General features: G+C 33.5%; 11 protein-coding genes. 3 read left to right on the forward strand and 8 right to left on the reverse strand.

Going from position 1 to position 12953, the window contains the following annotated elements:
• The first annotated feature begins 620 nt into the window (after positions 1-620).
• On the forward strand, positions 621-704 hold the full coding sequence (locus tag HRU49_RS14755) for a hypothetical protein (RefSeq protein WP_363146752.1): 84 nt from the start codon (positions 621-623) through the stop codon (positions 702-704).
• 136 nt (positions 705-840) lie between these two features.
• Here the strand turns inward: HRU49_RS14755 and HRU49_RS12160 are convergent, their stop codons facing one another.
• Positions 841-1989 carry an aminotransferase class I/II-fold pyridoxal phosphate-dependent enzyme gene (locus HRU49_RS12160; RefSeq protein ID WP_296357541.1) on the reverse strand — a complete coding sequence of 383 codons (1149 nt, stop codon included), beginning with the start codon at positions 1987-1989 and terminating at the stop codon, positions 841-843.
• Positions 1990-2095: 106 nt separating this feature from the next.
• Positions 2096-2983 carry a Brp/Blh family beta-carotene 15,15'-dioxygenase gene (locus HRU49_RS12165; RefSeq protein ID WP_296357544.1) on the reverse strand — a complete coding sequence of 296 codons (888 nt, stop codon included), beginning with the start codon at positions 2981-2983 and terminating at the stop codon, positions 2096-2098.
• Between the two features lie 91 nt (positions 2984-3074).
• On the opposite strand from HRU49_RS12165, the gene HRU49_RS12170 reads away from it, so the two are divergent.
• Positions 3075-3812, forward strand: a complete 738-nt coding sequence (locus tag HRU49_RS12170) for a bacteriorhodopsin-like (RefSeq protein ID WP_296357546.1) — start codon at positions 3075-3077, stop codon at positions 3810-3812.
• Positions 3813-3860: 48 nt separating this feature from the next.
• Here HRU49_RS12170 and HRU49_RS12175 read toward each other — a convergent pair whose 3' ends face one another.
• From HRU49_RS12175 to HRU49_RS12200, 6 genes are all read right to left on the reverse strand, one after another.
• Entirely contained in the window at positions 3861-5126 is a 1266-nt protein-coding gene (locus tag HRU49_RS12175) for an MATE family efflux transporter (RefSeq protein ID WP_296357548.1), read from the reverse strand.
• Between the two features lie 391 nt (positions 5127-5517).
• Positions 5518-5706, reverse strand: a complete 189-nt coding sequence (locus tag HRU49_RS12180; protein WP_296357550.1) for a hypothetical protein — start codon at positions 5704-5706, stop codon at positions 5518-5520.
• A 71-nt stretch (positions 5707-5777) separates the two neighbouring features.
• Complete coding sequence (ccsA, locus tag HRU49_RS12185) at positions 5778-8975, reverse strand: cytochrome c biogenesis protein CcsA (RefSeq protein WP_296357552.1); 3198 nt, start codon at positions 8973-8975, stop codon at positions 5778-5780.
• 95 nt (positions 8976-9070) lie between these two features.
• Positions 9071-9520, reverse strand: a complete 450-nt coding sequence (gene mscL / locus HRU49_RS12190) for a large conductance mechanosensitive channel protein MscL (protein ID WP_296357554.1) — start codon at positions 9518-9520, stop codon at positions 9071-9073.
• 112 nt (positions 9521-9632) lie between these two features.
• Positions 9633-9962 (reverse strand): group III truncated hemoglobin, encoded by a 330-nt coding sequence (locus HRU49_RS12195; RefSeq protein ID WP_296357557.1) that lies wholly within the window; start codon positions 9960-9962, stop codon positions 9633-9635.
• A 49-nt stretch (positions 9963-10011) separates the two neighbouring features.
• Positions 10012-12327, reverse strand: a complete 2316-nt coding sequence (locus tag HRU49_RS12200) for a T9SS type B sorting domain-containing protein (RefSeq protein ID WP_296357559.1) — start codon at positions 12325-12327, stop codon at positions 10012-10014.
• A 61-nt stretch (positions 12328-12388) separates the two neighbouring features.
• Between HRU49_RS12200 and HRU49_RS12205 the strand changes: the two genes are divergently transcribed.
• The coding region (locus tag HRU49_RS12205; protein WP_296357562.1) for a Rossmann-like and DUF2520 domain-containing protein at positions 12389-12953 on the forward strand (565 nt) is incomplete at its 3' end.

The raw sequence follows: 12953 nt of genomic DNA on the forward strand, positions 1-12953 counted from the left end.
TATCTAATTTCATAAATCTAATTTTCTTATACTTCAAAAGTATTAAAAAGTATCTCTTTTTTATTTTGTAAGGTACGATTAAAAATATTTCATAATTATATCAAAGCATGATATCCGTCATTTTTATTGCTACAGTTGGTCTCTAACCTAAAAGCAGAATTTCATACAAGACCACCTAAATCAACCATTTATTTACTCAAAAATAGTACGTCGTGACACTAGCTTTTAAAGAAATCGAAATAAACACAAGAGCTAACGAGATACGATATATAAAATACAGTAGCCCATTAGAGTCTCTATTTACAAGAATAACAAACCATAACACTTGAAAAATAATAGGTAAAGAAACTGCAAATGGCACATTAGCCATCATTACAGGAAAATTTGCAGGACTTTCACCACAAGATCGGTTTTTAGTTAAGGACAATTACACTAAAGAGTGGTTGGTCCTTTGTGTAACAGGTGCGGTACTTTTTCTGCCTTAAACCTGATTTTAATGATTGATACGAAATACTACACACTACCCTACAAATGTTTGATAAACAAGAGATAAGACAATTTTCTTTGTGCGTTAAGGTAGCGGCAAAACAACGCTTGAAGCAGATGAAAACTGAAAACTAATAGGCGATGATGAGTATGGTTGGACATCAGAAAATCGAATTTTTAATTTTGAAGGTAGTTATTATGCAAAACTTTTTGTTTGAACTGACGAAAAGGAACCAGAAATTTATAGAGCCGAAAGCCGGAAAATAACATCTATCGGATTTAGCATAAGCATGTAATTAAACATATCTATAATTCCATAACAAGAAAGAATTCTATATTGTGGATCCTTTTAATTCATATAGCCATAATAGCTTGATTAATGTCATGCTTTAAATCCTTTACTTCTTCTATTCCAACAGAAAATCGTATTAACTGATCACTAATTCCAACTTTTGCTCTTTCTTCAGGGCTTAATAGAGCATGTGATGTAAGATGAGGAGATATTACTGTACTTTCAACTCCCGCTAGGCTCATAGAGGATTTTATTAAACTTAAGGCTTTTTGAAATTTATAAGCATCCAAATCGTCCTTTAATTCAAAAGACAACATAGCACCATAACCTCGCATTTGTGATTTAGCTAATGTATGTTCAGGGTGTGATTTTAATCCTGGATAATAAACCTTTGCAACTTTAGGATGTTTATTTAACCATTTAGCCATTTTCATGGCATTTTTTGTCTGTGTCTTAACGCGTAAGCCCATAGTTTTCATACTTCGTTCTAACATCCATACAGTCATATCACTTAAACTACCACCGAGATTTTTACTAACATTCCATATCCGTTCGATAATGTCATTAGAACTTGCAACTGCACCAGCACAAATATCGCTATGACCGCCAAAATATTTAGTTGCAGAGTGCATTACCATATCTACACCAAACTCTAAGGGATTCTGATTAACTGGTGAAGCAAATGTATTGTCTATTGAAGTATAGATACCTTTAGCTTTAGCGAGGGTAGTAATCGCTCTGATATCAGTAACAGTAAGCAATGGATTAGACGGTGTTTCGATGTGAATCAAAGTTGTATTTTTCTGAATAGCATTTTCAAAATCTTCTACCTTATAACCATCAGTAAACGTGTAGTGAATACCATATTTAGGAAATTCTTCTTTTATGAAATTCACAGTACCACCATATAAAGTATTTTGAACAACCAAATGGTCTCCTCTTTTTAAAAATGCTAAGAACATATGACTAATTGCAGCCATCCCAGAACCAAATATTAATGCTGCTTGAGCATTTTCTAGGGCTGCAACTTTTTTTGATAAATATTCTTGATTTGGAGTATTAAAGTACCTAGGATATCGCTTGATATCTACATCTAAAAATTCGTAGGATGAACTCAAATAGATAGGAGAAACAGCCCCTTTAAATCGTTCATCTTTTATTTCTCCCACATGTGTACAGATGGTGTTTAGCCCAAGGTTTTTCTTTAACATTTTAAATCTTTTTAGAGGCCTAAAATTAATGAAATGCCATCAGTTTTACTAATAGAGAGCAAAACAAACGAACAATCATTTAAGCTTTAGAAACATAAAAAAAAGATTATGCCTTTCGATTCAAGATATACATTACAATGACATGAGGAACAGTAATGGCCGCTAAAAAAGCGAAGAAAATGGTAATAAAATTAACCTCGAAATAGGACGTTACCATATACAATATAACTAGACCAACTAAAGAGACTAACCAATATGGAAAAGATGATTTTATATATCTAAGGATATTAAACTTGTTTAAGTCGCCATAGAGTTCCTTAATTTGATCTTGAAGACTCGGTAAGGAATGCCAAACAATAAAATAAATAGCAAAAGCCCAAAGTAAGGCCGCCAATTTAAACAGAATTGCAAAGAGTAATATTAAAAATAACTCTTTAAAATAATTAAAATCTTTTCTGAAATTTAACCTATTAAACAAAGTTAAAGATAACGTTAAAACTATGGACAGTATTAAAAACCACAAGAAATACTGCTCAGGAATACGGTAGCTAATCAGGTCGGTTATTATTTCAGAGGTACTTTGAAAATTAAAATAAAAAAGAAGACCAAAAATTAGCGACCCATAGCTCAGAAAAAGGAATCTGGCCTTATTGTTGAGATCTTTCACTAAAGCATGCAAATGTTGTTCCCCAAAATGATAACAACTAATTATAATAAAACAAAAAAGTGCAATTCGTGGATAGATAATAAATGCAGCAATATTGGTTATAATAAGCCCTATATAATACCATAAAAAACGTTTGGAAAAATGACCATGTCCCTTAACAATATTAAGCAAAGAAATATCATTTGACCCATGTATAATGCCAACGGTAAGAATAAAAATATAAGATAAATATTCTTCGTATTCAGCACCAATCTGAATGGTTAACCAAAACAAAAATACGGTAAATATTAAGTTAAATATTGTCAACTTCACAATATAAAAGTACATAAATTATGGCTTAAGTATTTTTTTTATGAAAATTTTACATATTTATTGTTCAACTATTGCTATTTTTGTTTAAACAAAATTTTTAAACATTATGAAATTACTAACCATCCTCATCGACGGCGTCCAAAAAATGGCGACAGATGATTATGTAGGTTTTACATTCTTTGTTGGATGTATGGCCATGATGGCCGCTTCGGCCTTTTTCTTTTTATCAATGAACAGCTTTGATAAAAAATGGAGAACTTCAATCCTTGTTTCTGGATTAATTACTTTTATTGCTGCAGTACATTATTGGTACATGCGCGACTATTGGGCAATGAATGCTGAATCACCTACATTTTTCAGGTATGTTGACTGGGTATTAACTGTTCCTTTAATGTGTGTAGAATTCTACCTCATTTTAAAAGTTGCAGGGGCAAAAAAGGCGTTGATGTGGAAACTAATTGGGTTATCTGTAATAATGTTAGTTGCTGGATACTTCGGAGAGGCTGTCTACAGAGATCAAGCATGGTTCTGGGGCTTAATTTCAGGAATCGCTTATTTCATTGTGGTTTACATGATATGGCTTGGCGAAGCGAAGAAATTAGCTGAAGACGCAGGCGGTGCTGTGCTAAAGGCACACAAAATGCTATGTTGGTTTGTACTTGTTGGATGGGCAATCTATCCACTCGGATACATGGCTGGAACACCAGGTTGGTACGATGGTATAGCAGGTTTAGGTTTAAATATGGATGTTATTTACAATATAGGTGACGCCATTAATAAAATAGGCTTTGGTCTTGTGGTGTACGGTTTAGCCGTTGCATCATCATCTAATGCTGAAGCTTAATATATTCCATTTATTAGTTAGTAAAAAGCCACCTAACGGTGGCTTTTTTTACACTTCAACTGATTTCCATTTCCCTTTTTTAAACCATATTAAACCCAAAACAGTAATCAATACCTCTGCCAATGTAATGGCGGCAAACACTCCTATTGGCCCAAAATCTAATTTTAATGCCATGATATAGGCAAATGGCAGCTGAAATAACCAAAAGCAAATCAAGTTAATCCGTATGGGTGTTTTTGTATCACCAGCTCCATTAAACGCATTGATAATTACCATACCATACCCATAAAAAACATAACCCGCGGCAATTATCCTTAAACATAAAGCACCATTTTCAATGACCTCATGTTCTTTAGTAAACCAAGAAATTATTTGAGGTGCAAAAATGAGGTAAACTAAAGAGACAAATCCCATAAAAATTGCACTGTACTTGCCTGTCTTCCAAACTGAAGCCTCAGCGCAGTCTGGTTTTTGTGCACCCAAATTTTGACCAACTAATGTAGCAGCAGCATTACTCATTCCCCAAGCTGGCATTAAAGTAAACATCATTACTCGAATTGCAATGGTGTAACCCGCCAGAACTTCACTTCCAAACTCACTTATTATTCGCATTAAAAACACCCAAGATGACGTTCCGATTAAAAATTGACCTATACCGCCCAAAGAGACTTTAATTAAGTTTAGCATAACAGAAGTGCGAAGTATCAAATCTTTAAAACCCACTTTAATTTTACCCCAACCATAAAACAGTATCATCAATTGAAAAATTACTGCCACACCTCTTCCGATTGTAGTAGCAATAGCAGCCCCTTCAACTCCAAAAGCTGGTATTGCGCCAAAGCCAAATATAAATATAGGATCAAGAATTATATTCAAACCATTAGATAAAACCAAAGCCCACATGGCAATGGAAGCGTCTCCTGCACCTCTAAAAATTGCATTTATTACAAACAACAACATGATGGTTAGGTTTCCGCCAAGTAGCACCTTAGTATAACCATAGCCTTCTGCTATTAAATCTGGTTCACAACCCATTATTTCGAGAATATCCTTAGGGTATAAAATCCCTATAATACTAATAACTATAGCCACAACAACACCCAGTCCAATAACCTGGATAGCTGCATGTGAGGCTCCTTCTTTATCCTTTTCACCAATTCGTCTAGCTATAACTGCAGTTGCAGCCATACTAAGTCCTATAGCTACAGCGTAAATCAGGGTAATTACAGACTCTGTTAAACCTATTGTTGCAACTGCATTAACACTTACTTGCGATACGTAAAAAATATCTACAATTGCAAAAATTGACTCCATGAGCATTTCCAGAATCATAGGTATTGACAACATAAAAATAGAGCGCCGGATACTCCCTGATGTGAAATCTTGTTCCTCGCCTGAAATTGCTATTCTTAAATACTTAAAAAAAAGTGTTTTGTTGAAATTTTGTTGGATTGCATAACTTAAAATTGTGATAACACATTTACAAACAGTAAGATTTGTTTGTACTCAAAATCACAGTAGACGTGATTCTATGTCGAAAAGTAAATTAAGCAATCATAATGGTGCAAAGATGCACATTATTTTTAATAAACCTAATGATAAAAATCATTAATCGTTTTTACTAGCCTTATTATAAGCTCTTATCATAAGAATTGCCCATATAGCAACAAGTGCAATAACAACAACCGAAAACCATAAAACTATATCATTTCCCTCCATGATCAACTAGTCTTAAATAAATCATTACACCCAGTAATGTTGGTGCCCAAAGGCCAACAAAAATACCGTGCATCTGATCTCCGGTTAGAAATAGATATTCAGCAACTAAAATGATAACTGCACAAAGAATTAACATGAGTAAATTGGCAGTACCTAACTTTTTAAAGTAATTCATTTTTGAGGGTTAATTTAGACCCTCAAGTTATGAAAAATAATTAAGGCCAATAGAGCAATACAAATAAACTGTTATTTATAGAGCTTCTTGTACTTCCTGAAAGCAAAGAATGCTAATACAAAAAACACCGTTAAATAGATCGCAATAAACTGAAAACTAATTATCTGATCACCACTAGCATAAGCATGAAGCCCTGACAGGTAGAAGTTAACTCCAAAATACGTCATTAAAATACTACAAAAGGTAAAAACAGCCATAAAATTATAAGCCCATAGCCCTCTTAATCCAGGTATAAGTCGCATATGGATCACAAAAGCATACAACATAATACTTATCAAAGCCCAAGTTTCCTTAGGATCCCATCCCCAGTAGCGTCCCCAACTTTCGTTAGCCCACATACCACCTAGGAAATTTCCAATGGTTAACATTACCAAACCGACAGTTAAAGCCATTTCGTTTATAATGGTTAGCTCCTTCAAATTAATGAGCATTTTATCTTTATTCTTCTTCGTCGTAAATGCCATCAACAACAAGGCTATTATACCGAGAATCCATCCTAAAGCAAAAGGACCATAACTGGCAACAATTACTGATACATGTATTTTTAACCAGTAACCTTGAAGTACAGGCTGAAGATTAGCAATGGCTGGGTCCATCCAATTCCAATGAGCAACCATTAAGATTATAGATGTAACAAAGGAAGCAGCCGCGAGGGTTAATGCACTATATCTTCCAAATAAAAATCCAAATGTGATTAACGCCCAAGCCACATAAATTAAAGACTCGTAAGCATCACTCCATGGTGCATGACCAGAAATATACCAACGCGCTATAAGTCCTGCAGTATGGAGTAAGAATAATACAATATGAACACCGACAAATAACCTAATACCACCTTTTAGGATCTTAGACTTGGTATAGAATATTTGCAAAATCACAAAAGTTAACAAAACTAAACTCGCAAGAAGATACCAAACAAATAGTCGTTTAAAAATATCATACTCGTTATATAAAATTTCAGATTCAATTTTATCATTGGCTAACATAATGTCTCCACCAAACTTCTCTTGGGTCTTCTTAATACCTTCCAACAATTCCTCAGCTTTCGAAAAATCACCAGTTTGCTTAGCGTTGTTTAGCGTAACCAGATAAGCGCTGAATCCATTATTAATGAAATTACCATACAATGTATCTTTTATTTTTTCTCTGTAACCATCTTGTCGAAATTCTAATGATGAAATCCAAGTATTGTTTTCATCACCGGGAACTGGAAATATCTTAATAGATCGCCCTTCAATGGCATCGGACAAGAGACCTAATCTACCATAAGCTTCCTTTACCTCCTTTTGAAAACCGTTTGGCACTTGCGCTTTGTAGGCATCTTCAATATAAGGCCCTAGCTTATTGCGCCCGTCAGGTGTGAAAAAATCCAATAAACTCGCATACTTCTGATCATAATCAATTCCAATAATAGTACGAATAGAATCTGCTTTTCTGGGTTTTAAATAAATTATTGGAGCATTATACCATAATAGTGGACTTTCTTGAATTGATAAAAAAATCTGAGTTGCACTAAAATCCTCGTAAGTATCTTTTTTAGATAATTTACGCAACATCTCGGATGCATAAGTATGCATTGGCATCATTCGACCACTGTAGTCTTGAATAACCATTCTTGCAAATTTATCTGCATGGTCTTGAGGCGTAATATTTACCTTTAGAATAGAATCTATTTGCACCTTAGAAGGCCTCATGTTCTGACTATGATCGTGACCATCATTTGTTGAGTGCGTCTGCCCTGAAACAGCATAACTCAAAAGTAAAGCCAACATAGTCATTAACTTTGCCTTCTTTCTCTTGATTTTACTGAGCTGACTTCTAATTTGGTCAAAGCGCGTGTGCTTTGCAAATAAAATGGCCATCAATCCTAAATACAATAATATGTATCCAGCATATGTGATATAAGTTCCCCATCTATCTTTATTGACGGAAAGTACAGTTCCTTTTTCATCTGGATCAAAACTTGCTTGGAAAAATCTATAGCCACGATGATCTAAAATATTATTCATATAAATATGATAATCAAAATCACCTTGTTCTTTATCTATTACTGTTACCTTACTTTCATAAGATGAGTATGCCTGTTCTGTACCTGGATACTTTTCTGCTATAAAATCATTTAGCTTTACCTGAAATGGTAATTGCTCTAAACGTGAACCATAACGTAAAGCAACATCAAGACCACCAACAGATACCTCTTCTATGCTAGGATACGTTCCTGGCCCACCTAATAGATTTATTAATTTAGATTCACCATTAGCAGAAATTTCGAGGACTGCTCCACTTTCATCACCCTTTAGAATTTGTGGCTTTTTAACAATATCAAAAGTTCCTTTAACAACTGGTTTAGGAAATACTAACTGCATATTACCAATAACATAACGAGAACGCAATGCTAGAGGCTGAAGACTATCCTTAACAAGCTTACCACGTACACCAGTTGCCATGGTCATAAATTCACCTTCATATGGAGATTTAATAAATAATCCGTCATCGTTATTTATGATGTTAATTGCACCATCTTGTTCTTTATTTAAAGAGATAAGAACGTTATGTAAGTTTGATACTTGACCTTCTTTTAAAAAGTGGTTGTGTGGTCTCCCTTCACTCGCTTCAACAATTTTAAGGTAGCTTTCACCTATCTCATTCGGAATGATGTCTTTTTCGGCCCCTTTGATAAACTTTATTAACTTCAACGTTACATCAGTGCCGCCATAGTCGAATGATTTTTCAAAGTCATTAGTTAAACGAGGGGAAAAATCGACCTCCTCCATAATATTCCTTTGTTGTAATTGACCGTTAATTTTAAAATCACCTAAAATTCGACCACTAATGTAAGTTTTCTGAGAACGAAATTGCCCCTCTGTAGCTCCTTCTCTAATATTCATTAATCCTTCATACCCAATATATCTGGTTACACCTGCGCCAAGAATGATTAAAATCCATGATAAATGCAAAATAAGAGTTGCCCACATTTCCTTGCGCCATAATCGGTAACGCTTAATGTTACCAATAAAATTAATCATGAATAAGACCATAATTGCCTCAAACCACCAAGCATTATAAATTAATTGACGGGTATAGGGAGTTGGGGAGGTCTCCATATTTCTATCGAGAATCGTTCCTGTTGCCATAGCAGCAGCAAATACGATAAACAAAATGGCAGTAAGTCTGGTAGAAAACAGGAAATTTAGGATTTTCTTTTGCATAAGAATAGGCTTATTTTAAGCTCGTGCAAAGATAATGCTTTTTGATGATTTTAGCTTTGAAAATAAATCTTGAAAAAGCGTTAAAATTTATTCAATTAATTTGAAACTTTAGACCTAAGCAACTGATTTTGTTCCTCCATTAAACTTTTAAGATCTGATAGTAATTCAATATCTTTTGGAGTTACAACGGTTTCATCCTTGACATCTTGTGCTTTACCCCTTAATCGATTCATTGCTTTTACAACAATAAATACAGTAAATCCAATTATTATAAAATCGAGAAAAACTTCTAATAATGCACCATAAGCAATCGATACCTCACTAGATATTAAGTCGCCTGAAGTATCTATCACAGCATCCCTAAGGATGAATTTTTTATCTTGAAAACTTAAACCATCAGAAAGCAAAGACAATGGAGGAAGCAATACTTGTTTGGCTAATACATCAATAACTTTATTAAATGCGGCGCCAATAATAATTCCGATAGCCATATCCATCATATTACCTTTTACTGCAAATTCCTTAAATTCTTTCAATAGTTTCATAAGCTTAAATTTAGATTTTGAATATGAAACAAATTTAAAAAGAAGCAGCTTAAGGTTTAAACCTTGCAGACTTCATAAATTTTTAAACATAAAACGCACTTACTATTTTTGATCACTGTTTGGCATTCTCTTCATAATCACCCTCAAATAACTCATCAATTGTTTCTATCCATAAATTTAACCAGATTCCAAAATGCACTTCGGAAATTGAATTGTTATGCATTGCATCAAACTTAATATGAGCTTCTACTGGATTGCCAACATATCTAGTTTTAAGAAATAAGCTCGACTCCCAAAATGTGGTAAGTTGTTTTAGATGTAGATCCCAATCGTTGATGGTATCATTAAAAAAAGGACTTAATAGATCATCGTTCTTTACTTTTCTATAAAAAGTAGAAACTAATAGAAAAATATCTTCTCTGGTTTTGATATCTGTTTTCATGAAAATTAGAATGATGTTAATCAGAGAAATGATATCACTGTAGTTTTATTTATCTTTTCAATGTAAAATGACCAACCTTTGTATAACCATCTTGAAATACAATTTCAAACCAATAATCATTGGTAGGCATATCCTGTCCATTATACTTCCCATCCCAAACACCACCATTTTGTGTTATAGATTTTAATAGTTTTCCATATCTATCATAAATAAAAACTGAATAAAGTCTATCCGTATTACCCCTTAAACCCCAAAAATCATTGTTATTATCGCCATTAGGAGTAAAATACTTAGGATAATCTATTATAGTTACTAACTCTTCTAAAATACCACACCCATTAATTTCTCTAACATAAACAGTGTAATCACCACCTATTAAATTATTAAATACATTATTATTTTGATAATTTAATCCATCTAACGAGAATTGATAATCTAAATTTGAATTGATAAGAATCTCAATACTATTGTTAGAACTCAACTCTACAATTATTATGTCATAATTTGTTATAGGAGTAACCTGAGTTACTATTACTTCAACCTCTGAAGAGTTTGTACCGCATAAACCATTATCTATTGTGTAAGTGTATGTGCCAGAATTATCAACCAATGGGTTAAATATACCTGAACCACTTGATAAAATTGGTGACCAAGTGCCACCCGAATCTGGTGAACCGTTTAAACTATCAAATAAATCAACTGAGCCTGAGTTTATACAGATCTCTATATTAGCGTTCTCCCCTGCATCAAAAACACTGAATTCCTGAAAATCAAATACAGTATTAGAGTTAGTATCTAATGGTGTCGAATACCCATCTAGTTCTCCTGTGATTAACCCATTTGTATCAACATTGTCAGGCAGAGTACCTAAGGTTCCATTTTGATCATTATCTGAAAAGCCAGCTTCTAAAACATCAAAACAACCATCACCATCACTATCTAAATCTCTATGGTCTGGATAACCATCCATGTCAGTGTCTCTATCTTCATCGCCATTTTGTTCTACTGTATCGAGTACACCGTCGTTATCGTCATCTAGATCATCATCATTTAAAATACCATCATTATCAAAATCTGGCACACAGTCTTGCTCCACCTCTTCCCTACTACTGCACTGTGAGGGATTGTCAGATATATCAACAAAACCTGTGATACCATCTGAAACTAACAAATTACAAATAGCTGAACAATCAGATAACATGATATTATCATATATTTCAAATGAAAACGTACCAGCAACATCAGGACCTCCAACTTGAATCAACGACTGAAGACCATCTAATGAAGTTAATGATGGGTTATTATTTATTTTAATTCGCGCACTAAGTATTGTTAGTTGACTTAAGCCTGATATACTCTCTAAAAGTTCATTACTCGTTATATTAACATTACCACCAATTTGAAATAAATTATTAAAACCATTTACATCTGTTAAAAAACTATTATCTGTTAATTGTAACTGATCACCTATTGACACAAGATTATTAAAACCATTTATAGCAGTTATAGAAGTGTCATATATAAAAACACTATTATTTATTATTGAAAGTGAATTAAAATTTGAAATACTCGATAAACTTGAGCCAGAAAAATCAATAAAACCATCGATAATTTCCAAATTTCCAAAACCATTGATGGAATTTAAATTTGCGTTATCCCAAACATAGAAGACTCTATCGTCAATTTGATCGGCAATTTCACCAATAGACTCTAAATTTGAGAATCCGTTTATAGTCTCCAACACATTGTTATTAGAAAATACCAAACTATTTCCAATGGTAATTATCGCGTCGAAGTTTGGTATAATGATTAAATTATTATGATTCGCAAAAGAAAGTGAGCCACCTATATAACTTAAAATATTAAATCCTGAAACTTCATTCAAAACCAAATTACCATTAATGTTTAAATGTCCATCAACTGCCGTAAGATTAGAGAAGCCTTCAATTAATTCGAGCCCAGTAATGCCAATGTTATTATCTTCAATTATTAAATCACCTCCAACGGTAGCAAGACTATCAAATCCTATAATTTCCGTCAACATGGAAGTATCAAAAATGTGAAGGTCAGCACCAACACTTACGAGATTATCAAAAACTGAAATCGAAGTAATATTTGGGCTTGAAATTCTAAGCGAACCTTCTATTGTTTGTATTTCTGGTAGGTTAGCAATGTTTGTTACACCAAAACCAATAATTAAGTTACCTTCAATATTCTGACAGTTAGGATAATTTGCAACGAAATCATCAAATTGTACTTGTGATTCTAAAATAACATCTCCCGTTGGGCATTGCGAAAAAACTGAGAATGAAATAAAAAAAAGAAAAAATGTGTAAGTAATACTAGTTCTATTCAGTATTGACATAGGGCAACTCTTTAGTTATCAAAAATAAAAATAAAAGGGGAAAACTTCCTATTTTTACGCCATGATATCCGTTGTATTACTTGGCGCAGGAAATGTAGCCACACACCTATACAAAGCTATTAAGAAATCAAAGCATGCTATTGTAAAACAGTGGTATAACAGATCCTATTCTGCAATTTCCTCTTACGCTAATGAAACCGAGACCATTGATGACCTCAACAATATTAAAGATGCGGATATCTATATAATGGCAATAAGTGACGACTATATATCGAATTTTTCGAAAGCCTTACCTTTTGAAAATCGCCTCGTAGCTCATACGTCTGGAAGTGTTTCTATTCATGATATAGATAAAAAAAATCAGCGTGCTGTTTTTTATCCGTTACAAACGTTCTCAAAAGAGGCTGAATTAGACTTTAGTGAGGTGCCTATTTGTATTGAAGTGACTGAAAAAAGCAACTTGCAATTCATGAAAGACTTATGTTCTGCTTTAGGCTGTGCTTCTCACAGGATAACTACAGAACAAAGACAGACCTTACATCTATCGGCTGTTTTTGTTAATAATTTTACGAATCAATTATATCGAATTGCTCATGAAATTAGTGATGCTAAGAGTATAAATTTTG

The sequence above is a fragment of the Winogradskyella sp. genome (assembly GCF_013213975.1).
GTDB lineage: Bacteria > Bacteroidota > Bacteroidia > Flavobacteriales > Flavobacteriaceae > Winogradskyella.